Genomic DNA, 25,653 nt, shown 5'->3' on the forward strand with positions numbered 1-25,653 from the left:
CGGACCTGCTCGGCGGATTCGGTGCCTCTACTCGGTGACGGGCTCAGTCCACCGGGTCGAGGGGCGTCACCGGGGGCTTGCCCACATAGGGCCCGGAGCAGACGCTCTTGCTGCGGTAGCAGGTGAAGTACTCGAGGCCGTCGTAGGGGTCTCCGCTGGTCATCCAGACCTGAACCCTGGTGGCCCCGCCTGCGACGTCCGCGTCGAGGAGAAGGGATGCGGGCCCCGACCTGTCGACCCAGGTGCTGGAACTGTTCCAGTCCAGCCAGGTCCTGCCCGCCCACGCCTGCGCGTAGATCCGCCGTTCCCCGACGGCCTTGAACGCCCCGTCGACGCCGACCGCCCGGTTGTACCAGGTGACCGTGCCTTTGTAGTAGCTCGCTCCGACCTCGATCGAGAAGGCGCTGGTGGGGTAGTCGGCGGCGGTGGCGGGCGCCGCGGCGAAGACCGTCCCGGCAACCGACGCCAGCGCGGCCGCGACCGCGCCGAACTTCCTCGTGCGGCTCTCCGCCTTCGTCATGTCCTTCAGCCTCACCATGAAACCACTCCCAAGTTCTTCGTAGCCGTTGTTCGGCAACACCACCCAACCGCGCGCCGACCTCGCGCCGGAAAGGATTCGAACCAGCTCGAATCCACGGCGACCACTGCTACCGTCGGCGCGGTGCTCACGCTGCGTGTAGACGCCGACACGGTGTCCAGGACACGGTTGTCGCCCTCCCCGGCGTCGGAATCCGTGGCGTGGCTGAAACTCACCGCCGCGTCGGGCCGGCACCCGGTGTTCGGAGATCCCGGGCCACTAGCTCGCGCGTCTCTCGCCCATCCGGACGTCGCCCTGCTCGCGGACCTGTTGCCGCAGAACGGCGACACTTACACACCCGACCTGCTCACCCCGCAGCCGGGCACGGACGCACAACGGCGTGACCTTCTCGACGAGCAGATCGCACAGATCGAAGCCGCGGCCCAGGACGACCTCGAAACCCAGGTCTTCACCTACACCCGGACCCACTGGAGCAGGCCGCTGCGGGCCACGACCCGCCGGATCGCGGAGTCGGGGCGGATGCAGCGACGACTCGCCAACGGTCTCGCCCGGTTCTGGCGGGACGCCCTCGCCGACGGATGGCCCGAACTGCGCTCGATCATCGACCAGGACATCGCCCACCGCGCGACGGCCATCGCCACCCATGGCGTCGGCCGAGCGCTCGGAGCACTCCACGCCGACATCGACTGGGCCGGCGACGCGGTCACCCTCGCCAAGTCGTGGGACGCCGAGATCGACGCCACCGGCCGGGACCTGGTCCTCGCCCCCAGCGTGCTCAACTGGCCCGACCTCGTCATCCAGGTCGACACCCCTGGCCAGTTCGTCCTCTACTACCCCGCCCAGCGGGTCGGAGCCGGCCGGGACCGCAGGCCCGGAAGCATCGCGCAGGTGGTCGGCAGCGCCCGAGCGGCCCTGCTGGCGGACCTCGGCACCGCCCGGTCGACCGCAGAGCTCGCCACCCGGACCGGACACACCCCGGCCACCGTCTCCTACCACCTCGGCGCACTGCACCGCGCACGCCTCGTCACCAAGGTCAGAGACGGGCGCTACGTGATGTACCAGCGGACCGAACAGGCAGCACGTCTGCTCGAACAAGAAGCCCGCGACTAGCCGTTCGGGCTGCGCCAGCGCCACTTCACCCGACCCGGCAAGTTTCGCCGGACACCGAGACCTCCAGTCGGCCGGACATACCCTGTCCTGCTGGCTTGAACCTGTCGGAGGACCAAGCCGCCGAACTGCGATTGTCTCGTCCGGGACGCCGACATCCGCAGTGCGTCGGCCCAACCCGGCCGCATCGGTTCGGGGACCAGCATCTTGGCCAGCGGCAACGAGGCGTCGACAGCCTTCGAGCCGACCGGACGCAGCACCGCGGCGCAGATCGTGCGTGTAGCGATGTCGACGGCGATGGTCAGGTCGGCGCGGACTGGGACGCCGGTCGAACGCCTTGGCGTCGGCCAGCACACTCCTCGATCCGGGCGACCGCGCGCCGGATGAAGCGGGCGATTGGCGAGGGAGATGATCTCCTGGCGACCTGATTGATCACTGGGCAGTATGGGAAACATGCCTGCCACTCCCGAGAGTTCCGCCGTCATCGCCGATGTGGCCGTGGAGAACGACTACGACGGCTTCGCCGAGGCGTACACGGCCGAGAACGAGACCAGCCTCCTCAACGCCTACTACGTCCGGCCCGCGATCGTGGACCTGGCCGGCGACGTGGCCGGTCGGCGAATTCTCGACGCCGGCTGCGGTGCTGGTCCTGTGTCCGTGGCGCTACGTGATCGGGGAGCCGTCGTGAGCGGCTTCGACCGCAGCGCCAAGATGGTGGAGCTGGCCAGGCGGCGGCTCGGCGACGACGTGGACCTGCGGGTCGCCGACATAACGGGTCCGCTGCCGTACCCCGACGGCGCGTTCGACGACGCCGTCGCCGCTTTGGTGCTGCACTACCTGGAGGACTGGACCGCACCTCTGGCCGAGCTGCGGCGGGTGCTGAAGCCCGGTGGCCGGCTGATCGTGGTCGTCAACCACCCCATCCTCCTCAAGATGGTGCATCGCGAGACTGACTACTTCGCGACCACCAAGTGGTCCGACGAGTACGACTTCAACGGCCAGAAGGCCGTGCTCACCTACTGGCACCGGCCGCTGCACGCGATGACCGATGCCTTCACCGCAGCAGGCTTCCGCACCGCCGTCATCAGCGAGCCGCCTCCGGCGCCGGAAGCCCACGAACTCTTTCCCGAAGAGATGGCGAGTTTCCCTTCGGGGGCCTTCCTGAGCTTCATCTTCTTCGTTCTGGAGGCCGCCTAACTGGTCCAGGAACCGCAGGAGTACATCCCGTACGCCTTCGGCGCCTGGGAACCTCAGGCTCACAAGTGGACCGCGGGATCGAGAACGACCTTGGCACACCGGCACCGTCGACCTCGGCGATCCCCACCTCCAACGTCTGATCACCTCGTAGTCCTCGAAGAACCCGCCCTCCGCAGCGGTCAGCCCCATGATCGGCAGCCTCTTCCCGCGCCGCACGGTCGCGCTCCGGACACCGAGAACTCCCAGTCGGCCCGGACATACCCGGCCGATCTGCCAGACACGTCTTGTGGCGCCGCGATTACGCGCGGTATGGTCTAGACCTTCAGTCGCCGCCGCGATGTAACGGGAGTACGCACACATCAAGGCAAAGGAAGACACATGAAGATTGGACGCAAGGTTACGGCCGCCATGGCCGGCGTTCTCGCTGCACCGTTGATCGTCGTGGCACTCCCCTCCGGCACGGCGTTCGCGCACGGCTACGTGAACTCACCAGCCAGCCGTCAGGCGCAGTGCGCCAGCGGCACCGTGAAGGACTGCGGTGCCATCCAGTGGGAGCCGCAGTCGGTCGAGGGGCCCAAGGGCCTGCAGAGCTGTCACGCCAACCTGTCGCAGTTCGCGGTGCTCAGCAACGACAGCAAGGGCTGGAAGGTCACCAACACCGGCCGTTCGGTGACGTTCAACTGGACGTTCACCGCGCGGCACCGCACGCGTGACTACGACTACTTCGTCGACGGCCGCAAGGTCGCGACGTTCAGCGGCAACAACCAGCAGCCGCCGGCCAGCGTGTCGCACACCGTGAACGTGGGTTCGGCGGGCCGGCACAAGGTCCTCGCCGTGTGGAACATCGCGGACACGCCGATGGCGTTCTACTCCTGCATCGACATCAACGCGAGCTGATCACCGACCGCGTGAGATCCCCTTCCTCTCACGCAAGAGCTCGTCGACGTCGAACGGCATCAGGTTCAACGGCGGACCGGACAACGGTTTCCGCAGCGCGTCGAGGATTCTCGCGTTCATCTCGTCCATGATCGCGCGCGCCTCGGTGTCGGTCTCGGCCGCCAGGGCACGGGCCCTGGCGGTCTCGGCCTGCTTGCGCAGAACGAGGGAAGGGGGCACCCCTGTCGTGCCCCCTTCCTCCCGGACCTTCTTCTTGATCCACCAGTCCTCTTCGAGCGGCTGACCCGCGCCGGGCAACGGTTTCCCGGCGCCGGGCAGGTCGTCGAACTCGCCGCGGTCCTGGGCTTCGCGGATCTGCCTGTCGATCCACGACTCGAAGCTCATCTCCGGCGGTTTCCGTCGTGTCACGGGGAGAACCTCCTGACCGCGGCCCCGATCGCCTCCCGGAAGGCGGGGCTGCCCTTGTGGCCGCTGTCGTCCACGAGGGTCAGCTCGGCGTCCGGCCACGCCTGCGCGAGCGCGTAGGCCGTGTCCGCCGGGCAGCTCATGTCCCTGCGGCCGTGGATCAACGCGGCCGGGATGCCGGCGAGCTTGCCCGCGCCACCCAGCAGGTCGTCCACGAAACCGCCGTGTGAGTAGTAGTGCGCGATGATCCGCACCAGCCCGATCACCTCGTCGGACGCGCGATCGGCGAACACGTCCGGCTTGCCGAAGTCCTCCAGCGACAGCACCGTGTCCTCCCACCGGCACCACTCCAGCGCCGCCCGCTCCCGGACGCCGCGATCCGGGCTCTCCATCAGCTCCGCGTACGCGCGGACGACGTCGGGCGCGCCGCCGGCGTGCGCGGCGAACCGGGCCCAGGCCTCCGGGAAGAAACGGGAAACGCCTTCGTAGAGCCAGTCCAGCTCGCGCTGAGACGACAACGTGACGGCGATCAGGATCATCTCCGACACCCGCCCGGGATGCCGCTGGGCGTAGGCGACCGCGAGTGTCGTGCCCCAGGAACCGCCGTACAGCAACCACTTCTCGATGCCGAGGTGCTCGCGGAGCTTCTCCATGTCCGCGATCAGGTGCTCGGTGGTGTTGACGCCCATGTCCGCGGCCGGGTCGCTCGCGTGGGGCGTGCTCAGGCCGCAGCCGCGCTGGTGGAAGATCACGATCCGGAACTTCGCCGCGTCGAGCGACTTCCGCGCGCCGTTCGCCGGGCTGCCGGGGCCGCCGTGGAGGAACACGGCAGGCTTGCCGCCGGGATCGCCGACGGTCTCCCAGTAGATCTGGTTGCCGTCGCCGACGTCGAGCACGCCGTGGTCGTAGGGCTCCATGGGAACGAGCGTACCGAGCTACACCGACAAGATCTTCCAGGTCAGCCCGGCGTCGTCCGACCGGTGGACCTCGGCGAACTCCTGGCCGGGGCCGCCGCGCACCAGCGTCGCGTGCCGCGCGTCCGAGAACGCCAGGTCCTCCAGCGGCGGTCCCCCGAGCGTGAGCGGCGTGCCCCACTTCTCGCCGGGTCCGCGGTGCACGAACGACCAGTCGCGTCCGGTCGCGGCCACGAGCACCGCCTCCGGTGACACCGCGAAGCCCGTGGTGATGCCCTCGCGCGGCGCCACGCCGACGGTCTCGAACGGCCCGCCGCCCACGGCCTGGCGCAGTTCCTTCGTCATGGTCCCGAATCCGGGGTCGGAGCTGCACAGCGCGAGACGATCGGGGCCGGCGGTGCCGAGCCGAGTGGCCGAGAACTCCGTGCACGGCGCCGGTTCCTCCAGCCAGCCCGCCGGCGACCGCGTCCAGTACCGGCTCTCCACGCCGATCGTCGTCAGCGAGACGTGACCGGGAGCGATCGAACCGGACGCCTGGCCCTTGACCTCGACGCCCGGCACCGGCTGCCACGAGCCGGACCACAGATCGCGGTGGAACAACCGCGACGACGTGCCGTCGTAGATCACCGCGAGGAACCCGGCGCCGTCGAAACCCAGCGCCCCCACCGTTCCCTTGATCCCGGACGGTTCCCAGCGCGCGCCGCCGCTGCTGGTGGCGAACAGCTGCTCGCCGTCGGTCACCAGGCCGGCCGAGTCGTTCGCGAACAGCACGCGCAGCCGGTCGGTCTCCGGCACGGACAACGCCGGGGTCCTCACCCGCGTCCACGACGCGCCGCCGTCGAGCGTGCGGACGAGCTGCGGGCAGTTCGCGGTCTGGCACGACGTGTCGAGGCCCAGGACGAACCCGCGGTCAGCGGACGTCCACGACGTCGACGCGGGCACGACCCCGGTGCCCGCCCGTGCGGCGGAAGCGGTCATCCCGGTCAGCAGCAACGAAACAGCAAGAACAGCAATGCGTTTCCCCCACATCGCCTTCTCCCCTCAAGAGGCTGTTTCCCACTCAACACCTCTCGCGCGCGCAGCGGCAACCACCCACAACGACACCAAAACCCCGGCACCGCCCGCGACGACGAGGATCAACCGCGGCCCCAGCACGTCGATGAGCAGACCCCCGGCGACGTACGACACCGCGGCCGCCACACCGATCCCGCCGTAGAAGTTGCCGAACACCCTGCCCGTCCGATCACCCGGCACGAGCCGCTGGACCAGCGTGCTGTGCGCGACGTCCATCGCCGCGATCCCCAGTCCCCGCACCGCCTGCAGCGCGAACGCGGACGCGACGCCCCACGCCAGACCGGTGAACAGGTTGCCGGCGCTGCTGACCAGGAACCCGGTGACGAGCAACGCGACCATGCTCCACCGCGCGGAACCCCTGGCCAGCAACGCGTAGCCGAGCAGCAGGCCGACGCCCACCGCACCGAGCACGACGCCGGCCGCGCTCTCCGACTCGCCGAACACCCCCATCGTCAGCTGCAGCACCGCGACGTCGTCGATGGCGGTGCACGCCACCACACCGCAGAAGCCGAGGAACACGATCCGCAACGCCCGGTGGCGCCAGATCTCGCTCACCCCGGCCTTCACGTCGGTGAACAGCGTCTCCCCCGGCTCTGCCGCTACGACGAGCTTCGGCAAGCGCAGCAGCAGCAACGCCGACAGACCGAACGAGACCGCGTCCACCAGCAGGACGCCGCGGGTGTCCATGAACTGCAGCAGCACGGCGGCGAGGAACGGCCCGACGACGTCGGCGCTGTTGGATCCCAGTCCCAGCGCGGTGTTCGCCTGCGCGAGGTCCTTCGGGGCGACCAGGCTCGGCACCGCCGCTCGCGAGGCGGGCAGGAAGATCTGCCCGATCACGGCCCGCACGCCCACCAGCGCGAGCAGGACCGGCAACGGCGGCAGCGTCAGCGCGATGACCGCCAGCAGCACGCCCTGCGCGACCTCGCAGGCGATCATGACGGTGCGCCGGTCGAACCTGTCGCTGATGACGCCCGTCAGCGGGCTGAGCAACGACGGCGCGAAGTCGCCCACGAGCAGCAGCGCCGCCACCGCGATGGCCTTCCCCAGGACGGACTGCACGTGCACCATCAGCGTGACGAGACTGAGCGCGTCCCCCACAACAGAAACGACCCGTGCGGTGCTGAGCACGCGCAACGGGCCGTTTTCCTTCAGAAGCGTCAGCACATGGCTACTTTGCCAACACCTGGTCGAGCTGGTCAGCCAGTTTGTTCATGATCCCGGCGTAGGAGGAGTAGCTCAGCGGCGCGACCGCGTTCCACTCGACGAACCGGCCGGCCTGCACGGCGGGCAGGCCCTGGAAGACCGGGTGGCCCTCCTTCATCTGCTCCGGGTTGAGCACGTGCTGGCGGGTGTCCCACATGATCACGTGCTCTTTGTACGTGCCGGAGTTCTCCCACGACAGCGACTGGAAGTAGCCGCCGCCCTCGGTGTCGGGCTTGTCCGGCGTGAGCAGCGGCAGCCCGAGCTCCTTGACGTACCAGTCGAGGTCGGGGTTGCGGGCGGGCACGGCGACGTAGAAGAGCTTCGGGTCCGCGCCGACGACCTGGATCTTCTGCTTCGCGTCCGTCATCTTCCTGCCGATGGCCTTGAGCCTGTCGGCGGCCTTGGTGAACGCCTCCTCGTCGGCCTTCACCTTCGCGGACTCGACGTCGGCGCCGAGCGACTTCGCGAGCTCCTTGAAGCGCTTGATCCCGTCCGGCAGCTGGATCTTCGACTGGCCGATGCCGACGGTCGGGGCGACCTTGAGGACCTTCTCCTCGAACTCGGCGGTGAGGTGCCAGAGCCCGGTGACCTCGGGGTAGTAGCCGGCGACGACCAGGTCGGCGTTCAGCGCGGCGAACTTCTCGAAGTCGATCTCGCCGTAGCCCGGGCCGGTGACGTCGGTGACCTGGCTCGGGTCGATGCTGCCGGCCTCCGGGTCGGTCGTGCCGTCCGCGCGCTTGAGCGGGCCGAACGTCCCGACGACGTTGATGCCGTAGTCCTTGAGGGCGCCCGCGGCGGACACCTGCGCGACGACGCGCTCCGGCCGTTTCGGCGCGGTGACCTCCTTGCCGCGATCGTCCTTGAAGGACCACTGGCCACTTCCCTGCTCCGTGGGAGCGTTTCCACCGCACCCGGCCACTAGGCCGAGCAGCAGAACCGCGGCGACTGTCCTGCGCACCTGTCCACCTCCTGATTTAGGCTTGCCTAACCTATCAAGAGGGTTCACGAACCGGGAAATTGCGGTACGTTGATCACCGTGCGGAACCACCCGGCCACAGCGCGTCGCTCTGCCGTCGTCGTCGCACTGATGTTGCTCGCGGTGTTCGTGCTGCACCCCGCCTGCCCGCCGGAGCCCTCCCACCACGCGGCGTTCACCCCCGGCGTCTCCGGGGAGATCTGCCACCACGGCGAGACGCACCACGCGTCACCCGCGGCGCCCGCGCAGGCAGCGGTGCAGGTCAGCGCACTGTCATTCCCCACCCCGGACGCGGACGGCACGCCCGTCGCGCGTCCTGCCCGCACAGCGGAGCCCTCTGCGCGCGGCGAGCGCGTGACCACGGGAAGGACACTCCTGCTCGACCTCGGGATCTCGCGGACATAGGCCGGCCCCCGCTCCCTTCACCGGCCTGTCACCACGTTCTTCCGAGGAACCCCCATGTCTGTACCCGTGCTGGACACGAGCACGCCCGTGCTCTGGATCGACGAGCTGTCGCGCACCTCCGCCTCCGGTTTCTGGGCGAAGCTGGAGAGCGCCAACCCCGGCGGCGGCATGAAGGACCGCGCCGCCCTGCACATGATCGGCCGCGCGCTGGAGCGCGGTGATCTCCGCCCGGACGGCCACGTCGTCGAGTCGACCAGCGGCACGCTCGGTCTCGGCCTGGCGCTCGCCGGCATCGCGCACGGCATCCCGGTCACCCTGGTGACCGATCCGGGCCTGGAACCGATCATCCAGCGGATGCTGCGCGCGTACGGCGCGACGGTGGACGTCGTCGACCGCCCGCATCCGGCGGGTGGCTGGCAGGAGGCCCGGCGGCAGCGGGTCGCCGAGCTGCTGGCGGTGCTGCCCGGCGCCTACTGCCCCGACCAGTACGGCAACCCGGACAACGTCGCCGCCTACGCGCCGCTGGCCCACGAACTGGCCGCGCAGCTGGGGCACGTGGACGTGCTCGTGTGCGCCGTGGGCACCGGCGGGCACAGCGCGGGCGTGTCGTCGGTGCTGCGGCAGCACTTCCCGGCGTTACGCCTGGCCGGGGTCGACACGATCGGCTCGACGATCTTCGGCCAGCCCGCGCGGACCCGGCTGATGCGCGGCCTCGGGTCGAGCATCTTCCCCCGCAACGTCGACTACTCCGCGTTCGACCAGGTGCACTGGGTGAACCCCGGCGAGGCGGTGTGGGCGTGCCGGGCTCTGGCCTCGCGGCACTACGCGAGCGGCGGCTGGAGCGTCGGAGCGGTCGCGCTGGTGGCGTCGTGGCTGGCGCGGACCTCCCCGCCCGGCACGCGGATCGCCGCCGTGTTCCCGGACGGGCCGCAGCGGTACTTCGACACGGTGTTCAGCGACGAGTACTGCGCCGCCCACGGACTGCTCGGCGTGGTTCCCGCGGCGGACCCCGCCGAGATGTCCTCGCTGGGCGAGCGCGAGGTGTTCTCGTGGACCATGTGCCGGTCCGTCGTGGACCCGCTGGCGGTGACGGCGTGATCGCGCGGTTCCGCTCCTTCGACCGCAGCGTGCGGTTGCTGCTGCTCAACCAGTTCAGCATCAACGTGGGCTTCTACATGCTGATGCCGTACCTCGCCTCGCACCTGTCCGTGACGCTCGCGCTGGCCGGGTGGGCCGTCGGGCTCGTCCTGGGCGTGCGGAACTTCGCGCAGCAGGGCATGTTCCTGATCGGCGGCACGCTCGCGGACCGCCTGGGTTACAAGCCCCTGATCGTGGCGGGCTGCGCGTTGCGGACCGGCGGGTTCGCGTTGCTCGGGTTCGTAGACGGGGTGCCGGCGCTGGTGATCGCGTCGGCGGCCACCGGGTTCGCCGGGGCGCTGTTCAACCCCGCCGTGCGGGCCTACGTGGCCGCGGACGCCGGGCCACGGCGCGTGGAGGCGTTCGCGCTGTTCAACGTCTTCTACCAGACCGGGATCCTGGTGGGGCCGCTGGTCGGGCTGGCGTTGACGGCCGTCGACTTCCGGCTGACGTGCCTGGTGGCGGCGTTCGTGTTCCTGGTGCTGACGGTGCTGCAGTGGCGGTCGCTGCCCGCGCGGGCCGGTTCGCCGTCGGGCGACTCGGTGCTCGCGGACTGGCGGCTGGTCCTGTCGAACCGGCGGTTCGTGCTGTTCGCGCTGGCGATGACCGGGTCGTACGTGCTGTCGTTCCAGGTCTACCTGGCGCTGCCGCTGGCCTCGGGGTCGGCGGTGCTGACAGCCGTGCTGTTCGCCGTGTCGGGCGTGCTGGCGGTCGCCGGCCAGATGCGGGTGACGGCGTGGGCGCGCGCCCGGCTCGGGCCTGACCGGTCCCTGGTCGCCGGGATGGCGGTGCTGGGCCTGGCCTTCCTCCCGGCGGTCCTCGGCGGCTGGCCCGGACTGGTGCTGTGCGCGGCGTTGCTGGCCCTCGGCACGATGGTGGTGTTCCCGTTCGAGATGGACAAGATCGTCTCGTTGTCGGGCGACCGGCTCGTGGCGACGCACTACGGCCTCTACAACACGGTCGTGGGCGTCGGGATCCTGCTCGGCAACCTGCTCACCGGCGTCGGCTTCGACGCCGCCGCGCGCGCAGGCGTTCCTTGGGCGCCGTGGCTCGTTCTCACGGCCGTCGGACTCGGATGCGCGTGGGCGCTGAAGGAACTGGCGGCGCGTGCCGATTCCGTCGCCGCCGGTTCGACGTCCTAGCAGGAGGGAGGGTTCCGGATCGGAGGTCGCCACGCTCATCGCCGCACCGGTCGAGGAGGACCACGCGGAGGACGACGGCGTCCTGGCGCCCGATGACCGCCTGATCAGAATCGGCACGCGGGGCCCTTTCGTGCGGTCTTGCGGCACGGGAGGGGCCCCGCGTGCGAGCGGGCACGGCCGGAAAGGCTGAACCCCGACGCCCGTTCGGACGTACGCCTCCTCAGAAGCCGATTCCGACTCCTGAGGAGGCCGCGTGCCCGGCCGTGCTGCAAGGACTACCGCTTTGGCCGCCGTGATCGCCGCGACGGTGGTGTCGATGCCTTCGGCGCACGCGCAACCCGCCGACGACGCGCTGAAGGTCTACAACGACCTGACGCGGGAGGCGGAGAAGCTCAGCCAGGACCACCTCAAGGCGCAGGGCGACCTGTCGAGGGCGAACGGGATCGTGGTCGCCGCCACCGAGGCCGAGAAGAAGGCGCTGGCCGAGTCCGAGCAGTTCCGCGGCCAGGTCGACACGCTGACCGAGGCGACGTTCGAGGGCGCCCGGCTCAACGACCTCTCGGCGTTCCTCACCTCGACGTCGCAGCAGGACTTCCTGGAGCGGATGCAGGCGATGAACATCATCGCCGCCGACCAGAACGAGGCGGTGTCGCGGATGAACGCCACGCTGGCCGCGGCGACGAAGGCCCGCACCGACGCGACCACCGCCGCGGCCGCCGCGGAGAAGCTCGCCGCGGACGTCTCCACGCGCAAGGCCGCCATGGAACAGCAGGTGTCCACCGCGCGGACGAAGTACCAGTCGCTGTCCGCGCCGCAGAAGCAGACCCTGGCCAGCACCGGCCCCAAGGTCACCGTGAACGCGCCCGCGGGCGCGGCCGGCGTCGCGCTCACCTTCGCGCTGGGCGAGCAGGGCAAGCCGTACGTGTTCGGCTCGAACGGACCGAACTCGTGGGACTGCTCGTCGCTGATGCAGGCCGCCTACCGGGCCGCCGGTGTGGCCATCCCGCGCGTCACCTACGACCAGGCCAAGGTCGGGCGCGGAGTCGGCCGCGGCGAGGTCGCACCGGGCGACCTGATCATCTACTACTCGGGTCAGTCGCACGTGGCGATGGCCGTGGACGGCACCCGAGCTGTGCACGCGTCCACTGAGGGCACTCCGGTGAAGATCGCGAACATCGACTCGATCGGGCCCATTTCGGTGATTCGCCGGGTCGTCGGGTGACGCGTCTCTCCCACCCCGCGATAAACCCACGTGGACGACTGTGAGAGCGTGCTGGCCGGTGAACTGATGGGGACCCGGTAGTAGACGAAGGCAAGGTCATTCCGTAACCTGTCCGAGACCTTCGGCCCAGCAGTTAACCCACTCGGGGCACACGCCAAGGTTGCCGCCTTACGCGCAGTAGTTCTCGCGGAGCGGCCGCCAGGAAAAAGGAGGACCCGCGACGTGGTGTCGCAACCCTCACGCAGCATCGTGCGTGGCGCATTCGTGGCGACGGCGGCAGTCGTCGCCGCGGCACTGCCCACGGCACCGGCCACCGCACAGCCCAACGCCGCGGACGCGCTCAAGAAGTTCAACGAGCTGTCCGAGCAGGCGTCCAAGCTCAACCAGGACCACCTCAAGGCCCAGGAAGACCTGAAGGCCAAGCAGGGCGAGCTGGACAAGGCCAAGGGCGACCTGGCCAATGCTCAGAAGGCCGAGGAGTCCCTCCGCGGTCAGGTCGACCTCCTCACCGAGGCGACCAACTCCGGCGCGAACTTCAGCCAGATCTCCGCGCTGCTGGTGAGCGACTCGCAGCAGGACTTCCTCAACCGCATGTCGGCCATCAACATCCTCGCGGCCGACAACGCGGACGCACTGCAGAAGCTGACCGACGCCGTCAACGCGGCGGACGCGGCGACGAAGTCGGCCAACGAGGCGACCGAGACGTCGAAGAAGCTCCTCGCCGAGATGGACCAGAAGAAGGCCGATCTCGACAAGCAGCTCGCGGAGGCGACGGCCGCGTACCGTTCGCTCAGCAACACGGTGAAGAACCAGCTGGCGCAGACCGGTGACATGTCGAACATCAACGTCCCGGCGGGCACCGCGGGCCGTGCTCTGCAGTTCGCGCTCGACCAGCGCGGTGAACCCTACGTCTACGGCTCCAACGGCCCGAACTCGTGGGACTGCTCCTCGCTGATCCAGAAGGCTTACGCCTCAGCGGGCGTGTCGATCGGCCGCACCAGCTACGCGCAGGCGGCCGCCGGTCGTCCGGTCAGCCGTGGCGAGGTCAAGGCCGGCGACATCATCGTCTACTACTCGAGCCAGTCGCACGTGGCGATGGCGGTGGACGGCATTCGCGCCGTGCACGCGTCGACCGAGGGTCAGCCGGTGAAGATCGCCGACATCGACTCGATCGGCCCGATCTCGGGCATTCGCCGCATCGAGGGCTGACCGTCGTACCTGTCGAACGCCCCTCGCCTCCGGGCGGGGGGCGTTTTTCACTCCCTCGGGTGCACGTGCGCCGCTGGCCCGGCACGATGGCGGCGGCCTGACTAGGTTCCGCTTCGGGCACCGCCGGTTCGGGCGGTCGTCATCGTCCGAAGTGGAGTTTGTTGTGGACACCTTGCAAGCCGGGCAGGAACTCACCCGCGGCCAGCAGCTGACCAGCGTCAACGGGTACATGCTGACCCTGCAGTCCGACGGCAACCTGGTCCTGTCGGAGAACACCGGCACGGTGTGGGCCAGCGGCACCGACGGCAAGGGCGCGGTGCGGGCCACGCTGCAGGACGACGGCAACTTCGTGCTCTACACGAGCGACGACAACGCCGTGTGGTCGACCGGCACGCAGGGCAACGAGGGCGCGCGCCTGGTGCTGCAGGACGACAGGAACCTGGTCGTGTTCGGCAGCGACGGCGGCGCGAAGTGGGCCTCCAACACCAACACCGACTCGCCGCAGCCCTCCCCCGAGGCGCCCGCGGCCGCTCCGGCCGAACAGGCGCCGGCCGCACCGGCTGCTCCGGCCGTGCAGACCTACACCGTCGCCGGCGGTGACACGCTCTGGGCGATCGCCGAGCGCTTCTACGGCGACGGCAACCGCTACGGGCAGATCGCGTCGGCCAACGGCATCGCGAACCCGGACCTCATCCACCCCGGTCAGGTGCTGACCATTCCCTGAGCACGGGGGTCGCACGAACCGGGCCGGACACCCTTCTCGCGGAGGGGTCCGGCCCGGTTCGCATGTCAGGGGGTCGTCGTTGATCCCGCCTGACCAAGAATCTCAGCCGGACTGCTCCTGGCGGGCGATCGCGAAGGCGGGGTTGCCCTCGTCGTCCTGCCGCACGTCGAGGACCTTGTCCTCCAGGTACTGGGCGGCCGCCGGTTCCATGATGACCTTGGCGCCCGCGGGGGCAGCGACCACCTCGTCGCCGTCGACGGCCTCGCTGAGCGACAGCTCCAGCGCCGCCTGGCTGTCCTGCTCGGTGGCCAGGGCGAAACGCAGGCCGACGTCGTCGGTGGTGCCCTCTGACTGTGACGTCAGCTCGTTGATGACCTCGGCAGCCATCGGCGTGACTTCGAGCATGTCGGCCCCTCACATCGGAAACAAGAAACTCGTTCCGTGTTCCCGGCCTGGGCCGAATTCAACCACCACTGACCGAAGTCGCAGGTAGAACACCCTTTTCGGCAGCAGGGCGCGGTGGAGGCACCTCGCCGCCGGGCCGTGTCCCGGAAGTTCGTCCGGTGGCGGGCGCGGTCCTGCGATGATCAGTTGCGTGGTTCGCCGACCGTCGAAAGAGTCCTGCCGGACAACGGGGCCTGCTACGAGTACTACGCCTGGCGCGATGCCTGTTCCGAGCTCCGCGTCCGCCACAAGCGCACGCAACCACATCGGCCACAGACCAACGCCGTGCAGCCCTGCCCGGCTGGCTGCATTTCTGCAACCACCACCGAGCCCAGTCCGCCCTCGGGGGCAAGCCACCCATCACGCGGCTGACCAACCTCCCTGGACATCACACCTAGGCGACGCGGTGCGCCGGCCGCGACACCTCGTTCCGCACGTGCCCGCAGGCCGAGCACACCCGCGGCACCGGGATCAGTTCGGCGACCAGCCGCCACGAGTCGGCGAACGACGGCACCTCCTGCCCCGGCACGAGCAGGCTGTCGAGCACCTCCTGCCGGCGGCGGCCCTTCTCGCGGCTGCGCTCCACCGGGTCGCGCCGGTGGGCGAGCGCGCGCGTCTCCGCCTGCGCCTGGCGGCCCTGCGCGGTGAGGCCGACGCCCCGGCGCGGCGCGTTCAGGGCGGCGTTGCGGCGGTTCACCCGGTACCACTCGCCGAGGGAGATGCCCGTCAGCGGAGGCTTGGCGAGGCCCGCGCCGTCCGCCGTCCAGGTGCGCAGGCGGGCCCGCAGGAACTCGTGCGCCACCTGCGCGCGGGAACGGGGGCGGCCCTGGCTGGTGCCGTCCGGCTTCTTGTCGATGGCCACGAGCAGGGCGTCGACGCTCCAGCCCGCCCTGAACCACGGCTCGAGCAGGCGCCGCACCCAGCGACGGTCGGCGTCGGCCCACGAGGCCCGCACGCAAAGGGACTCGACGGCGACGTCCACGTCGGAGCCGGTGGACGGGACCACGCGGCCTGGCCAGCGGCTGGGTTCGATCTGCATCGGGAACTGACCTCCTCTAGCACGCACACGAACACCTGTTCGACATGCTGCCACGGGGGTCTGACAAAAAATGAACCTCTACCGCCTGACCAGGCAAAACTCACCCGTTCAGCAGAGCCCGAACGGTGCGGCGGCGTGCCCGTCCCGCATCCCGCGAGACCGGCGCTAACCTGCGGAAATGACCCACCACGAGCCTCACGACGAGGTCAGCGGCGACCGGATGAACTGGCTGCGCGCGGGCGTTCTCGGCGCCAACGACGGCATCGTGTCCACCGCCAGCCTCGTGGTGGGCGTCGCGGGCGCCACCACGGACCGCACCCAGATCCTCGTCGCGGGCCTCGCGGGCCTCTTCGCGGGCGCCATGTCCATGGCCAGCGGCGAGTACGTGTCCGTCAGCAGCCAGCGCGACGCCGAACGCGCCCTCCTCGCCCAGGAGCGCCGGGAGCTGCGGGAGATGCCCGAGCAGGAGCTCGACGAGCTCAAGGGGATCTACGAGGGCAAAGGCCTCGACGAGGAGACCGCCGAAGAGGTCGCCCGGCAGCTCACGAAGCACGACGCGCTGGCCGCCCACGCCGAGGCCGAGCTGCACATCGACCCGGACGAGCTGACGAACCCGTGGGGTGCCGCCGTCGCGAGCTTCATCGCGTTCACCATCGGCGCGCTCCTCCCCCTCGCCGCGATCATCCTCACCCCGACCGGCCTGCGCGTGCCGATCACGGTCGCCGCCGCGGTCCTCACCCTCGCCCTCACCGGTTTCGTCAGCGCGAGGCTCAGCGGTGCCGGCAAGCGGCGGGCCGTCGTCCGCAACATCGCGGGCGGGCTGATCGCGATGGGCGTCACGTACGCCATCGGCTCGCTGGTCGGCCAAAGCATCGGATAGCGCCGAACTGGGTACTGGGATGCACATGAGCGAAGAACGAGGCGCGTACGTCCAGGAGGACACCGAGGACTTCGAGGGTCTGGACGAGGACAACCTCGGACACGACCCGGTGGAGACCGAGCCGGAGGAGGGCTGGGCGGAGTCCACCAGGTACGGGATGACCGAGTACGAGCAGGCCCATCCGCGACCGCTGGACGAACGACTCGCGGAAGAACGCGCCGATGTCGGCGAGACGGGTGCATGATCGAGACATGAGCCTCGGCATCCCGGAGAAGATCACAGCGCTGCTCTTCGACCTAGACGGCGTGCTCACCAGCACCGCCGTGCTGCACCGGCAGGCGTGGCGGCAGACGTTCGAGGCCATGGGCCAGCCGTTCAGCGAACAGGACTACCTGGCCTATGTGGACGGAAAGCCGCGTTACGACGGTGTCCGCAGCTTCCTGACCTCCCGCAGCCTCACGCCGTCGGAGGACGAGGTGCGCCGCATCGGTGACCAGAAGAACGACCTGGTCAACTCGATCATCGACGAGCAGGGCATCACGCCCTACCCGGCCTCGGTCGAGTACCTGAAGGCGGCCAGGGAAGCGGGCATGCCCATCGGCGTCGTCACGTCGTCCGCCAACGCCATGCGCGTGCTGCGGGCGGGCAACCTGCTGGACTACGTCGACGCACTGGTGGACGGCAACGTCATCACCGCGTCGAACCTGCGGGGCAAACCGGCACCGGACTCGTTCGTCGAGGGCGCCAGAAGACTCAAGACCGCACCTGAGAACGCCGCCGTCTTCGAGGACGCGCTCGCGGGCGTGCAGGCGGGCCGCGACGGCGGGTTCGGGTTCGTCGTCGGCGTCGACCGCGGCAACCAGGCGGAGGCGCTGAAGGCGGGCGGCGCCGACGTGGTCGTCGACGAGCTCGACGAGCTGCTGTCATGAGCTACGCCGTCGAACCGTGGCAGCTGCGCTGGCAGGGCCTGTCCGTGGACCACCTGCACCAGACCGAGTCGACGTTCGCGTTGTCCAACGGCCACATCGGCATGCGCGGCAGCCTGGACGAGGGCGAGCCGAGGGGCCTGCCCGGCACCTACCTCAACGGCTTCTACGAAGAGCACCAGCTGCCGTACGGGGAGGGTGGCTACGGCTACCCCGAGGCGGGCCAGACCGTCGTCAACGTGACCGACGGCAAGATCATCCGGCTGCTGGTCGAGGACGAGCCGCTGGACATGCGCTACGGCAACGCCATCGAGCACGAACGCACGCTGGACTTCCGCTCCGGCACGTTGCGGCGCCGCACGCTCTGGGAGTCGCCGACGGGCAGGCGTGTGATCGTGCGCAGCGAACGGCTCGTGTCGTTCACACAGCGCGCGGTCGCGGCCATCCGGTACGAGGTCGAGCCGATGGACGACCTCCAGCTCGTCGTCCAGTCCGACCTGCTGGCCAACGAGCCGACCAAGAGCCGCAGCAACGACCCGCGTGTCGCCGCCGCGCTGGACTCGCCGCTGGTCAACGACTTCATGATGGCCGAGAAGACGCGCGCCGTGCTGTGCCACCACACCAAGTTGTCCGGCCTGCGCATGGCCGCCGCGATGGACCACGAGATCGACATCGACGGCGTCGACACCCGCACGGAGATCCGCGCCGAGGAGGACCTCGCCCGCTTCACCCTGGCCGTCGACGTGCCCGCGGGCGGCTGCCTGAAGCTCACGAAGTACCTCGCCTACGGCTGGTCCGGCCAGCGGTCGACCCCCGCGCTGCGGGCCCAGGTCGAGGCCGCGCTCGCCGGCGCCTGCCAGACGGGCTGGGAGGGGCTCCTCGAGGAGCAGAGGACGTTCCTGGACGACTTCTGGGAAGTCGCGGACATCGAGATCGAGGGCGACGACCAGCTGCAGCAGGCGATCAGGTTCGCCCTGTTCCACGTCCTGCAGGCCGGGGCGCGCGGCGAGTCCCGCGCCATCCCCGGCAAGGGCCTCACGGGACCTGGCTACGACGGCCACGCGTTCTGGGACACCGAGATGTTCGTGCTCCCGGTCCTCACCTACACGGTCCCGGACGCGGCCCGCGACGCGCTGCGCTGGCGTCACGCCACTTTGGACAAGGCCAGGGAACGGGCGAAGGTCCTGGGGCTCAAGGGCGCCGCGTTCCCGTGGCGGTCGATCAACGGCGCCGAGTGCAGCGCGTACTGGCCGGCGGGCACCGCGGCGTTCCACGTCTCCGGCGACGTCTCGTACGCCGTCCAGCAGTACCTGAACGCCACCGGCGACGAGGACTTCGACCGCGACGAAGCGACCGAGATCCTCGTGGAGACCGCACGGCTGTGGATGTCGCTGGGGCACCACGACCCGCACGACGGGTTCCGCATCGACGGCGTGACGGGACCGGACGAGTACTCGGCGATCGTCGACAACAACGTCTACACCAACCTGATCGCCCAGCAGAACCTCTGGGCAGCCGCCGACGCCGCCGAGCGGAACCCGTGCGACGCGACGGAAGAGGAGATCGCGGGCTGGCGCAGCGCCGCGGACGCGATGGCGGTCCCGTACGACGAGATGCTGCAGGTGCACCCGCAGGCGGACAACTTCACCAAGCACGCGGAGTGGGACTTCGAGAACACCCCGGAGGACAAGTACCCGCTGCTGCTGCACTTCCCGTACTTCGACCTGTACCGCCACCAGGTGATCAAGCAGGCGGACCTGGTGCTCGCCATGCACGTGCGCGGTGACGCGTTCACCGACGAGGAGAAGGCGCGCAACTTCGCCTACTACGAGGCCCGCACGGTGCGCGACTCGTCGTTGTCGGCGGGCACGCAGGCGGTGATGGCGGCCGAGGTCGGGCATCTCGAGCTCGCGTACGACTACCTGGTCGAGGCCGCGTTCACCGATCTCCACGACCTGCACGGGAACGTCACCAACGGCCTGCACATGGCCTCGCTGGCGGGTGCGTGGACGGCCCTGGTGGCCGGGTTCGGCGGGATGCGCGACCACGGCGGCGAGCTCACGTTCGCGCCGCGGCTGCCGGACGAGCTGACCCGGTTCTCGTTCCGGATGTCCTTCCAGGGCACGAGGATCTCGGTGGACGTGAGCGAGTCCGGGGCGACCTACCGGATCGTGGACGGCACCGAGCTGACCACGAGGCACCACGGCGAGCCGATCACGATCACCGCGGACGCGCCGGTGACCGTGCCGATCCCGGAGGCTCCCGACCTGGAGCGACCGAAGTCGCCGTTCGGCCGGGAGCCGCGCAGGCACTAGCTGGCGCGCCTGAAGTTCGCTGACGTCCCTGCCGGTCGTGCCTCACGCGGGGAGCTTTCGTGCTGTCGTGCGACACGAAAGCTCCCGCGTGAGGCGGTACCAGCGCGGGCATCACGTGATCAGGCCCGCACGGCCTCAGATCTCACGCGTGACGACGCTCGCGGTCGGTTCCCTGATCGCAGCGTTCAAGCGTGGTAGGCGCGCCGGTAGTCGGTGGGCGTGACACCGACGTGCGCGGTGAAGTGGCGTCGAAGGTTGGTGCTGGTGCCCAGGCCACAGCGCTGCGCGACCTGTTCCACCGACAGCGGGGTCTTCTCCAGCAGCGATTGGGCGTGGGCGATTCGCTGGGCGAGCAGCCACCGCAACGGCGTGCTGCCGGTGGCCTCGTGCAGGCGGCGGAAGAAGGTGCGTTCGCTCATCCCGGCCCTGCGCGCGAGGTCGGCCACGGTCAGCGGGCGGTCCAGATGCCGCGCCGCCCACTCCAGCACCGGCGCGACGCTGTCGTCGTCGGTGTCCGGGACGTGCCGGGTGACGAACTGGGCCTGGCCGCCGGTGCGGTGCGCGGGCACGCACAGCCTGCGGGCGAGCTCGTTGGCCACGTGCGCGCCGAAGTCCTGGCGCACCAGGTGCAGGCACAGGTCGAGCCCTGCCGCGGCGCCCGCGCTGGTGAGGACATCGCCGTCGTCGATGTAGAGCACCCCGGCGTCGACCTGGACCTGGGGGTACCGGCGGGCCAGCCGGTGGGTGTAGGACCAGTGCGCGGTTGCGCGGCGGCCGTCCAGCAGACCGGCTTCGGCGAGCACGAACGCGCCGTTGCACAGCGCGGCGATGCGCACGCCGTTGGCCGAGGCGTCCTGAAGTTCCTTGACCAGCAACGGGTCCAGCGGTGCCGTCCCGTCGAGAACCGCTTGCGGCACCGACGGGACGAGAATCGTGTCCGCGCCGTGCAGTCCTTCCAGACCGTGTTCGGGGTTGAGCGTCCAGCCGTGCTTCGCCCGTGGCTCGGCGGGGTTCAGCCCGCACAGCCGCAGCTCGTACCAGGGGGCGGCGAGGTCGCTGTGGTCGACGCCGAACACCACGCAGGCCAGGCCGGCCTCGTAGACGTCCCAGTTGGAGGGTGCGTCGTCGTCGGTCACCAGGATCGCCACCGTGCCCATGCCCGCAAGGCTAGTGGCAGCAAACGTTCGAATATTGGCGTTCCTGCCACTGTCGGTTGTCCCGACGGCTTGCGAGGGTGAGCGTGTCAGTCACGAACCCTTGGGGGACAACAACAATGCACTCCGACGTTGCCGTGCTCGGACTCGGCCGGATGGGCTCGGCTCTCGCCTCCGCGTTCCTGCGCGCCGGCCACCGCGTCACAGTCTGGAACCGCTCGGCCGCCAAGACCGCGCCGCTGGTGGCCCAGGGCGCCGTTGCCGTGGCTTCCGCTGCGCAAGCCCAGCGTTCCGCGCCCGTGGTGGCCGCCTGCGTGCTCGACTACCCGGCGCTGACCGAGATCCTCGACCCCGCGCTGTCCGGCCGCACACTGGTCAACCTCACCTCTGGATCACCCGAGCAGGCCCGCTCACTGGCCACGCAGCTGGCTTCGGAGGGCGTGCGTTACCTCGACGGCGGCATCATGACCACGCCACCCGGCATCGGCGACCCGCGCTCGATGATCCTCTACAGCGGCGACCAGGACGCGTTCGCCACGGCCAGGGACCTGCTGTCCGCGCTCGCCGAACCGATCAACCTCGGCGCCGAGCCCGGCCGTGCCGCGCTCTACGACACCGCGCTGCTGGGCATCATGTGGGCCACGCTCACCGGCTGGCTGCACGCCACCGCACTCGTCACCGCCGACGGGTCGACCGCCGCGCACTTCACGCCTCTGGCCACCCGCTGGCTCGGCCCGGTCGCCGGGTTCGTCGCCGACTACGCCGCGCAGGTCGACGCGGTCAGCTACCCCGGTTCGGACGCCACGCTGGACGTGCACCTCGCGACCCTGGACCACCTCGTGCACGCCAGCGAGGTCCGGGAGGTCGACCCGGCACTGCCGCGGTTGCTGCACGACTACGCGCGGCGGGCGGTCGAGGCCGGACACGGCGAGGACGGCTGGGCACGGATCGTGGAGCTGTTGCGTGCGAAGGCCTGAGGCGGACTGGCCCGCACTGCTCGACGCGGCGGCACGGGACTGCGTACGTGTGCTGAGCACGGTGCCGGACGACGACTTCGCCCGCCACGCGCACGGACTGCAGTGGTCCTGCCGCACGACCCTGGACCACGTCGTCGAGGGCCTGCTCGGCTACGCGGCCCTGCTCACCAGCGGCGCCGAGCACCGCTGGACCAGCCTGCTCGGCACGCTCCGTCCCGGCCTGCCGCTGGAGCACTGCCTGGAGGGCGTCGCGACCACCGCCACGCTGCTGTCCCGCGCCGTCGCCACCGCCACACCGGACGCACGGGGGTGGCACCCGTGGGGCATGTCCGACGCGGCGGGCTTCGCCGCGATGGGCGTCACAGAGCTGACCATGCACACACATGACATGACACGCGCGCTGGACGTGGCGTGGCAGCCGGATCCGGAGCATTGTGCGCCGGTGGTCGAGCGACTGTTCCCCGACGCGCCGGAACATGCCGAACCGGACGAGTTGCTGTTGTGGTGCACCGGGCGCAAAGCGCTGCCGGGCGTTGCACGGCGAGAGAGTTGGCAGTGGCGAGGTGGGGTCTGGTAGCGACCCGGAAGGGCTGCGGGCACTTCGCGCTCAGGCCCGCCTGGCGGCGGCCTGAGCGCGAATCACCAAGGCGACCTTCGGGGGTCACCAGGTAAGCCGGGAGACCTGGTAGTGCGCGATCAGGTCTCCCTTCACCAGCACGCCGAGGTGGACGTGCAGCGCCGGCCGGTCGGGGAAGGAGAAATCGACGGTCAAATAGCCGAGAACCAGATCTTCGGCCAGCCGGCGCGTTTCCAGAACCTCGTACTCCGCTTTCAGCCCGAGAGGCTGGGAATCGTAGTACTCGGCGACAGCGGCCCTGCCCACTCCATAGGGGCGGAGGCCCTGGAAAATGGCGTCCTCGGTGAAGTTCGCCGCCACGCCCTCGGGGTCGTGCGCGTCCACGGCGGCCTTCCACCGGTCCATGACTGTCTCGACGACCATGTCAGTGCCCCGCGCTCTGGCCGCCGTCGACGTGCAGGATCTCGCCCGTGACGAAGCCGGCCTGCTCCAGGAACGTGACCGCGTCGACCACCTCGGAGACCTCTCCGATCCGGCCGACGGGGTGCAGCCCGGCGAGCGCCTCGTGGGTCTCCGGGGCGTGCATCGGCGTCTTGATGATGCCGAGCGCGACCGTGTTGAAGCGGATGCCACGCGCTGCGTACTCGACCGCGAGCGACCTGGTGACGGCATTGAGACCGCCCTTGGTCAGCGACGCGAGGGCCGACGGCACCGCCGACAGCGCGTGGTCGACGAGGCTCGTGGACACGTTCACGACGTGGCCGCCGTTCGCCTCCATCGCCGCCACCGCGCCGCGGGTGATGTCGAAGAACCCGGTGAGGTTCGTGGCCGTGACGGTGGCGAAGTCGTCGTCGGTGTACTCGGTGAACGGCTTGGCGACGAAGACGCCGGCGTTGTTCACGAGCGAGTCGACCCGGCCGAACCGCGCCAGCGCCTCCCGCACGACCCGCGCGCCCTCACCGGTCTTCGAGAGGTCGGCGCGAAGGGCGAGCACCTCCGGGTCGTCCGAGTCGTCGATGGAACGCGAGACCGCGACGACGGAATAGCCGAGCTTGCGATAAGCGGGAACGAGTGCCGCGCCGATTCCCTGCGACGCTCCCGTGATGATTGCCACCTTGCCGGTCATTTTCCTGCTCGCTTTCGAAGGAGGAGTAGCGGATCTGACAGCCACAACCACCCGCGAGCCGGCTTCATTTCACGGAATTGCGACGCCTTTCCTCCCTCGTGCGAGGCTCAGCCTCCCAGGGCGCGGTACGGGTCGTCCGAGGGCAGCCAGCCGCGGTCCAGGCCGAGGTCGCCCACGTTCCGCACGATCGCGTCGGCCGCGGCGACGACGTCCGCGCGCTCCTCGTCCTCCCGGCGCACCAGCGACCAGGTCCACAGCACCTCGGGGTCGACGACGGGCCGGGCCACGAGGTCTGGCGGCAACGGCGTGGTCTGCCCCTTGGGCGAGTTCAGCACCGGCGTCGTGCACACCCGCACGTGGTCGAAGAACGCCGGGCCGGTGATCGCGCCGTTGTGGATGCGCCGGACGCGGCAGCCGGTGTCGCCGGCGAACTCCTCGGCGAAGTCGTTCCAGGACCGCCACGACGTCACGTCGTCGTCGACCAGCACCGAGATGTCCGCCGCCCTGACCGGGCTCGTGTCCGTGCCCACGGCCACCGCGTAGAGCCGGTCGGCACCGAGCAGCCGCGCGTCGAGCCCGAGCCGCGCGGCGTCGGCCCTGCGGATCCAGCACACGGCCAGGTCGAGGCTGCCGTCCGCCACCCGCGCCGCCTGCTGGTGCGACGGCACGACCCACGCGTCCACGTAGAGCTGCGCGACCCCGGCCGTGCGGGCGGTCAGGTCCGGCGGCAGCCAGTTCACGTACCCGATCCGCACGGGCCGCGACCCGGACAGCTGCCGCGCGTGCCGGTGCAGCTCGTCGGCCCGGTCCAGCAGCGCCCGCACCTCCGGGACCAGCGCGGCGCCCGCGGACGTCAGCGCCACCGTGCGGCGGTCGCGGGCGAACAGCGGCACGCCGAGGTCCCGCTCGAGCGCCTTGATCTGCTGCGACAACGACGGCCCCGCGATCAGCAGCCGGGCCGCCGCCCGGCCGAAGTGCAGCTCTTCCGCGACCGCGAGGAAGTACCGGAGTTGACGCAGTTCCACGCGTCGCATCCTAGGTCGGTTCCGCGGATCCCGGCCGCGGTCACAGCTCCAGCACCACCTTGACGTCGCCGGGCCGTGACTCGAACGCCTCCGCGAACGACTCGAGCGGCACGCGCCGGGTGATCATCGCCGACAGCCACGCGTCGTCCGCGCGGTCCAGCACGGCGGAGGCCTCCCGGTAGTGCCGCACGTTCGCGTTGACCGTGCCGAACACGATTCCGTTGCGCAGCACCAGATCCCGGTTGATCTGCCCGATGTCGGCCGGCAGCACCTCGGTGGACGGCACCCCGGTCAGGCACACCAGGTCCCGCCCGAGCAGGCGCGCGACCAGTGACGGCGCACCGGTCGCCTCGATCACCACCGGGCAGTCGGGCAGCGTCCGGTGGTAGGTGGCGCCCAGCGACTCCACCAGGTCCGGTTTCGGCCCGGACTCGGCCAGGTCGAAGACGTGCACGTCCAGCCCCCGCTGCACGCCGATCAGCGCCGCCAGCAGCCCGATCGGCCCGGCCCCGGTCACCAGCACGCTCTCGAACGGGTACAGCGCCGTCCGGTCGAGTCGTTCCCACGCCTTGACCACGACGGAGGCGGGCTCGACCAGGACACCCGTCTCCGAGCTGACCGCGACCGCGTAGGCGGCGGGCACCGTCCACAAAGTAGAGCCGTAGCCGTCGAGCCCGGTGATGCCGCGTTCGGTGTACTTCCCGTTCCGGCACATGTCGAACTCTCCGCGCGCACACGCGACGCACGGCACCGGGTCGGGCCTGCGGACCACGCCGGCCACCAGCGAGCCCGGCGCGAACCCCGGGCCGCTCACGACGCGCCCCAGGGACTCGTGCCCGATCACGAGAGTCCCGCCGACGCCGAACTCGCCGCGCACGATCTCGCGGTCGGTCCCGCAGATGCCGATCGCGATGCCCTCGACCAGCAGCTCGTCCGGTCCGGGAACCGGATCGGGCAGTTCGGACAGGGCCAGCGACCCGGCTCGTGCAAGATCCACAGTCAGTGCGCGCATGAAGACCATTCTTGACATATCTACC

Annotated in this window: 28 protein-coding genes and 1 pseudogene; 16 read left to right on the plus strand and 13 right to left on the minus strand. The window is 70.1% G+C overall.

Annotation, left to right across the window (positions count from 1 at the left end; all coding sequences use genetic code 11):
* Window positions 1–43 precede the first annotated feature (43 nt).
* A complete protein-coding gene (locus ORI60_RS13010; RefSeq protein ID WP_266037439.1) occupies window positions 44–538 on the minus strand; it encodes a hypothetical protein in 495 nt (164 codons plus the stop codon).
* Window positions 539–661: 123 nt separating this feature from the next.
* Here ORI60_RS13010 and ORI60_RS13015 point away from each other — a divergent pair, with 123 nt between their 5' ends.
* The 3 genes from ORI60_RS13015 (at window position 662) to ORI60_RS13025 (ending at window position 3,739) form a co-directional block, all read left to right on the plus strand.
* Window positions 662–1,648 carry a DUF5937 family protein gene (locus tag ORI60_RS13015; protein ID WP_266037440.1) on the plus strand — a complete coding sequence of 329 codons (987 nt, stop codon included), beginning with the start codon at window positions 662–664 and terminating at the stop codon, window positions 1,646–1,648.
* Between the two features lie 450 nt (window positions 1,649–2,098).
* Window positions 2,099–2,842 (plus strand): class I SAM-dependent methyltransferase, encoded by a 744-nt coding sequence (locus ORI60_RS13020; RefSeq protein ID WP_266037441.1) that lies wholly within the window; start codon window positions 2,099–2,101, stop codon window positions 2,840–2,842.
* Between the two features lie 378 nt (window positions 2,843–3,220).
* Complete coding sequence (locus tag ORI60_RS13025; RefSeq protein ID WP_266037442.1) at window positions 3,221–3,739, plus strand: lytic polysaccharide monooxygenase auxiliary activity family 9 protein; 519 nt, start codon at window positions 3,221–3,223, stop codon at window positions 3,737–3,739.
* On the opposite strand, the gene ORI60_RS13030 is transcribed toward ORI60_RS13025, so the two are convergent.
* The 5 genes from ORI60_RS13030 to ORI60_RS13050 form a co-directional block, all read right to left on the minus strand.
* Window positions 3,740–4,147 (minus strand): DUF1992 domain-containing protein, encoded by a 408-nt coding sequence (locus ORI60_RS13030; protein ID WP_266037443.1) that lies wholly within the window; start codon window positions 4,145–4,147, stop codon window positions 3,740–3,742.
* Complete coding sequence (gene pip / locus ORI60_RS13035; protein ID WP_266037444.1) at window positions 4,144–5,061, minus strand: prolyl aminopeptidase; 918 nt, start codon at window positions 5,059–5,061, stop codon at window positions 4,144–4,146. Before pip ends, ORI60_RS13030 begins: the two co-directional genes overlap by 4 nt.
* Before the next feature lie 18 nt (window positions 5,062–5,079).
* Complete coding sequence (locus tag ORI60_RS13040; RefSeq protein ID WP_266037446.1) at window positions 5,080–6,036, minus strand: hypothetical protein; 957 nt, start codon at window positions 6,034–6,036, stop codon at window positions 5,080–5,082.
* A 63-nt stretch (window positions 6,037–6,099) separates the two neighbouring features.
* The gene (locus ORI60_RS13045; RefSeq protein ID WP_266037448.1) at window positions 6,100–7,299 is read right to left on the minus strand and encodes an MFS transporter; all 1,200 of its coding nucleotides are present in this window, start codon (window positions 7,297–7,299) and stop codon (window positions 6,100–6,102) included.
* Between the two features lie 4 nt (window positions 7,300–7,303).
* Complete coding sequence (locus ORI60_RS13050) at window positions 7,304–8,296, minus strand: ABC transporter substrate-binding protein (protein ID WP_266037449.1); 993 nt, start codon at window positions 8,294–8,296, stop codon at window positions 7,304–7,306.
* Window positions 8,297–8,374: 78 nt separating this feature from the next.
* Between ORI60_RS13050 and ORI60_RS13055 the strand changes: the two genes are divergently transcribed.
* The 6 genes from ORI60_RS13055 to ORI60_RS13080 all read left to right on the plus strand — a co-directional run bounded on the left by ORI60_RS13055 (window position 8,375) and on the right by ORI60_RS13080 (window position 14,153).
* Window positions 8,375–8,719: a hypothetical protein gene (locus ORI60_RS13055; RefSeq protein ID WP_266037450.1), complete on the plus strand. Its 345-nt coding sequence runs from the start codon at window positions 8,375–8,377 to the stop codon at window positions 8,717–8,719.
* 54 nt (window positions 8,720–8,773) lie between these two features.
* On the plus strand, window positions 8,774–9,817 hold the full coding sequence (locus tag ORI60_RS13060) for a PLP-dependent cysteine synthase family protein (protein ID WP_266037451.1): 1,044 nt from the start codon (window positions 8,774–8,776) through the stop codon (window positions 9,815–9,817).
* A complete protein-coding gene (locus ORI60_RS13065; protein WP_416234401.1) occupies window positions 9,778–10,998 on the plus strand; it encodes an MFS transporter in 1,221 nt (406 codons plus the stop codon). The genes ORI60_RS13060 and ORI60_RS13065 overlap by 40 nt, the downstream gene beginning before the upstream one ends.
* Before the next feature lie 292 nt (window positions 10,999–11,290).
* The gene (locus ORI60_RS13070) at window positions 11,291–12,220 is read left to right on the plus strand and encodes a C40 family peptidase (RefSeq protein WP_266037643.1); all 930 of its coding nucleotides are present in this window, start codon (window positions 11,291–11,293) and stop codon (window positions 12,218–12,220) included.
* Between the two features lie 249 nt (window positions 12,221–12,469).
* Window positions 12,470–13,429 carry a C40 family peptidase gene (locus tag ORI60_RS13075; RefSeq protein WP_266037453.1) on the plus strand — a complete coding sequence of 320 codons (960 nt, stop codon included), beginning with the start codon at window positions 12,470–12,472 and terminating at the stop codon, window positions 13,427–13,429.
* Between the two features lie 163 nt (window positions 13,430–13,592).
* Window positions 13,593–14,153 (plus strand): LysM peptidoglycan-binding domain-containing protein, encoded by a 561-nt coding sequence (locus ORI60_RS13080; RefSeq protein WP_266037454.1) that lies wholly within the window; start codon window positions 13,593–13,595, stop codon window positions 14,151–14,153.
* 102 nt (window positions 14,154–14,255) lie between these two features.
* Here ORI60_RS13080 and ORI60_RS13085 read toward each other — a convergent pair whose 3' ends face one another.
* Window positions 14,256–14,558: an iron-sulfur cluster biosynthesis protein gene (locus tag ORI60_RS13085; RefSeq protein WP_266037455.1), complete on the minus strand. Its 303-nt coding sequence runs from the start codon at window positions 14,556–14,558 to the stop codon at window positions 14,256–14,258.
* A gap of 201 nt (window positions 14,559–14,759) precedes the next feature.
* On the opposite strand from ORI60_RS13085, the pseudogene ORI60_RS13090 reads away from it, so the two are divergent.
* Window positions 14,760–14,995: pseudogene (locus ORI60_RS13090) on the plus strand (IS481 family transposase); the annotation flags it as partial.
* On the opposite strand, the gene ORI60_RS13095 reads toward ORI60_RS13090, so the two are convergent.
* Entirely contained in the window at window positions 14,992–15,636 is a 645-nt protein-coding gene (locus tag ORI60_RS13095; RefSeq protein ID WP_266037456.1) for a hypothetical protein, read from the minus strand. The pseudogene ORI60_RS13090 and the gene ORI60_RS13095 sit on opposite strands and share 4 nt — an antisense overlap.
* A 178-nt stretch (window positions 15,637–15,814) precedes the next feature.
* Between ORI60_RS13095 and ORI60_RS13100 the strand changes: the two genes are divergently transcribed.
* The 4 genes from ORI60_RS13100 to ORI60_RS13115 are packed head-to-tail and all read left to right on the plus strand — an operon-like array spanning window position 15,815 to window position 19,757.
* Complete coding sequence (locus tag ORI60_RS13100; protein ID WP_266037458.1) at window positions 15,815–16,516, plus strand: VIT1/CCC1 transporter family protein; 702 nt, start codon at window positions 15,815–15,817, stop codon at window positions 16,514–16,516.
* Window positions 16,517–16,541: 25 nt separating this feature from the next.
* Window positions 16,542–16,760 (plus strand): hypothetical protein, encoded by a 219-nt coding sequence (locus tag ORI60_RS13105; RefSeq protein WP_266037459.1) that lies wholly within the window; start codon window positions 16,542–16,544, stop codon window positions 16,758–16,760.
* Between the two features lie 7 nt (window positions 16,761–16,767).
* Complete coding sequence (locus tag ORI60_RS13110; RefSeq protein WP_266037460.1) at window positions 16,768–17,445, plus strand: HAD family hydrolase; 678 nt, start codon at window positions 16,768–16,770, stop codon at window positions 17,443–17,445.
* The gene (locus ORI60_RS13115; protein ID WP_266037461.1) at window positions 17,442–19,757 is read left to right on the plus strand and encodes a glycoside hydrolase family 65 protein; all 2,316 of its coding nucleotides are present in this window, start codon (window positions 17,442–17,444) and stop codon (window positions 19,755–19,757) included. Before ORI60_RS13110 ends, ORI60_RS13115 begins: the two co-directional genes overlap by 4 nt.
* Window positions 19,758–19,942: 185 nt before the next feature.
* Here ORI60_RS13115 and ORI60_RS13120 read toward each other — a convergent pair whose 3' ends face one another.
* Window positions 19,943–20,914 (minus strand): GlxA family transcriptional regulator, encoded by a 972-nt coding sequence (locus ORI60_RS13120; RefSeq protein ID WP_266037463.1) that lies wholly within the window; start codon window positions 20,912–20,914, stop codon window positions 19,943–19,945.
* A gap of 116 nt (window positions 20,915–21,030) precedes the next feature.
* Here ORI60_RS13120 and ORI60_RS13125 point away from each other — a divergent pair, with 116 nt between their 5' ends.
* Entirely contained in the window at window positions 21,031–21,888 is an 858-nt protein-coding gene (locus ORI60_RS13125) for an NAD(P)-dependent oxidoreductase (protein ID WP_266037464.1), read from the plus strand.
* Window positions 21,875–22,465, plus strand: coding sequence for a maleylpyruvate isomerase N-terminal domain-containing protein (locus tag ORI60_RS13130; protein ID WP_266037465.1), 591 nt, complete (start codon window positions 21,875–21,877; stop codon window positions 22,463–22,465). The genes ORI60_RS13125 and ORI60_RS13130 overlap by 14 nt, the downstream gene beginning before the upstream one ends.
* Window positions 22,466–22,549: 84 nt before the next feature.
* On the opposite strand, the gene ORI60_RS13135 is transcribed toward ORI60_RS13130, so the two are convergent.
* From ORI60_RS13135 to ORI60_RS13150, 4 genes are all read right to left on the minus strand, one after another.
* A complete protein-coding gene (locus ORI60_RS13135; protein WP_266037466.1) occupies window positions 22,550–22,870 on the minus strand; it encodes a hypothetical protein in 321 nt (106 codons plus the stop codon).
* Window positions 22,871–22,889: 19 nt separating this feature from the next.
* On the minus strand, window positions 22,890–23,591 hold the full coding sequence (locus ORI60_RS13140; protein WP_266037467.1) for an SDR family NAD(P)-dependent oxidoreductase: 702 nt from the start codon (window positions 23,589–23,591) through the stop codon (window positions 22,890–22,892).
* Window positions 23,592–23,698: 107 nt separating this feature from the next.
* Window positions 23,699–24,625, minus strand: coding sequence for a LysR family transcriptional regulator (locus tag ORI60_RS13145; RefSeq protein ID WP_416234398.1), 927 nt, complete (start codon window positions 24,623–24,625; stop codon window positions 23,699–23,701).
* Between the two features lie 31 nt (window positions 24,626–24,656).
* The gene (locus tag ORI60_RS13150) at window positions 24,657–25,628 is read right to left on the minus strand and encodes an alcohol dehydrogenase catalytic domain-containing protein (RefSeq protein ID WP_266037470.1); all 972 of its coding nucleotides are present in this window, start codon (window positions 25,626–25,628) and stop codon (window positions 24,657–24,659) included.
* Window positions 25,629–25,653: the final 25 nt, after the last annotated feature.

It is taken from the genome of Lentzea sp. NEAU-D7 (assembly GCF_026242055.1).
Taxonomy (GTDB): domain Bacteria; phylum Actinomycetota; class Actinomycetes; order Mycobacteriales; family Pseudonocardiaceae; genus Lentzea.

What these genes read in the sequence shown, in the direction of transcription:
- ORI60_RS13010 (WP_266037439.1), bottom strand. Translation starts at nt 538, where the DNA reads ATGGTGAGGCTGAAGGACATGACGAAGGCGGAGAGCCGCACGAGGAAG.
- ORI60_RS13020 (WP_266037441.1), top strand. Translation starts at nt 2,099, where the DNA reads ATGCCTGCCACTCCCGAGAGTTCCGCCGTCATCGCCGATGTGGCCGTG.
- ORI60_RS13025 (WP_266037442.1), top strand. Translation starts at nt 3,221, where the DNA reads ATGAAGATTGGACGCAAGGTTACGGCCGCCATGGCCGGCGTTCTCGCT.
- pip (WP_266037444.1), bottom strand. Translation starts at nt 5,061, where the DNA reads ATGGAGCCCTACGACCACGGCGTGCTCGACGTCGGCGACGGCAACCAG.
- ORI60_RS13040 (WP_266037446.1), bottom strand. Translation starts at nt 6,036, where the DNA reads ATGACCGCTTCCGCCGCACGGGCGGGCACCGGGGTCGTGCCCGCGTCG.
- ORI60_RS13060 (WP_266037451.1), top strand. Translation starts at nt 8,774, where the DNA reads ATGTCTGTACCCGTGCTGGACACGAGCACGCCCGTGCTCTGGATCGAC.
- ORI60_RS13085 (WP_266037455.1), bottom strand. Translation starts at nt 14,558, where the DNA reads ATGCTCGAAGTCACGCCGATGGCTGCCGAGGTCATCAACGAGCTGACG.
- ORI60_RS13095 (WP_266037456.1), bottom strand. Translation starts at nt 15,636, where the DNA reads ATGCAGATCGAACCCAGCCGCTGGCCAGGCCGCGTGGTCCCGTCCACC.
- ORI60_RS13100 (WP_266037458.1), top strand. Translation starts at nt 15,815, where the DNA reads ATGACCCACCACGAGCCTCACGACGAGGTCAGCGGCGACCGGATGAAC.
- ORI60_RS13105 (WP_266037459.1), top strand. Translation starts at nt 16,542, where the DNA reads ATGAGCGAAGAACGAGGCGCGTACGTCCAGGAGGACACCGAGGACTTC.
- ORI60_RS13110 (WP_266037460.1), top strand. Translation starts at nt 16,768, where the DNA reads ATGAGCCTCGGCATCCCGGAGAAGATCACAGCGCTGCTCTTCGACCTA.
- ORI60_RS13115 (WP_266037461.1), top strand. Translation starts at nt 17,442, where the DNA reads ATGAGCTACGCCGTCGAACCGTGGCAGCTGCGCTGGCAGGGCCTGTCC.
- ORI60_RS13120 (WP_266037463.1), bottom strand. Translation starts at nt 20,914, where the DNA reads ATGGGCACGGTGGCGATCCTGGTGACCGACGACGACGCACCCTCCAAC.
- ORI60_RS13125 (WP_266037464.1), top strand. Translation starts at nt 21,031, where the DNA reads ATGCACTCCGACGTTGCCGTGCTCGGACTCGGCCGGATGGGCTCGGCT.
- ORI60_RS13135 (WP_266037466.1), bottom strand. Translation starts at nt 22,870, where the DNA reads ATGGACCGGTGGAAGGCCGCCGTGGACGCGCACGACCCCGAGGGCGTG.
- ORI60_RS13140 (WP_266037467.1), bottom strand. Translation starts at nt 23,591, where the DNA reads ATGACCGGCAAGGTGGCAATCATCACGGGAGCGTCGCAGGGAATCGGC.
- ORI60_RS13145 (WP_416234398.1), bottom strand. Translation starts at nt 24,625, where the DNA reads ATGCGACGCGTGGAACTGCGTCAACTCCGGTACTTCCTCGCGGTCGCG.
- ORI60_RS13150 (WP_266037470.1), bottom strand. Translation starts at nt 25,628, where the DNA reads ATGCGCGCACTGACTGTGGATCTTGCACGAGCCGGGTCGCTGGCCCTG.